Below are 516 nucleotides of genomic sequence, written 5' to 3' on the forward strand. Positions count from 1 at the left end.
CGAAGCCGGTGGCCTAACCCTTGTGGAGGGAGCCGTCGAAGGTGGGACCGGCGATTGGGACGAAGTCGTAACAAGGTAGCCGTACCGGAAGGTGCGGCTGGATCACCTCCTTTCTAAGGAGCCTCTCACTGCGGAGCACGCACCACAGGGTGTGTGGTTTCAGTGCAGGGTCGTCCGGTTGGTTCCAGCGTATGTCTGGACGCCGGCGCTCAAGGGTGGAACATCGAAGACTTAATCGGCTCGCCTCTCACGAGGTGAGCCTGTTCTGGTTCGGCACACTGTTGGGTCCTGAGGAAACAGCCGAAAGGTTGTCTTCTTCAGTACCGGATCTTCTCTGGGTTCCATACCGCGTCGCGCTGCGACGGCCGGTGGTTCCGAAGCGGGGGAGATGAGCCGGTGGGTGTTTGAGATCTGAACAGTGGATGCGAGCATCTTTGTGGCCAAGTTTTTAAGGGCGCACGGTGGATGCCTTGGCACCAGGAGCCGATGAAGGACGTGGTAGACCGCGAAAGGCCT

The 516-nt window shown here is 59.7% G+C and carries 2 rRNA genes; both read left to right on the plus strand.

Features of this window, described 5'->3' with window-relative positions:
- A 16S ribosomal RNA gene (locus tag GWK61_RS55155) occupies positions 1–113 on the plus strand; the annotation flags it as partial.
- Between the two features lie 325 nt (positions 114–438).
- A 23S ribosomal RNA gene (locus GWK61_RS55160) occupies positions 439–516 on the plus strand; the annotation flags it as partial.

The organism is Catenulispora rubra (assembly GCF_015356825.1).
In the GTDB taxonomy this organism is placed as follows: domain Bacteria; phylum Actinomycetota; class Actinomycetes; order Streptomycetales; family Catenulisporaceae; genus Catenulispora; species Catenulispora rubra.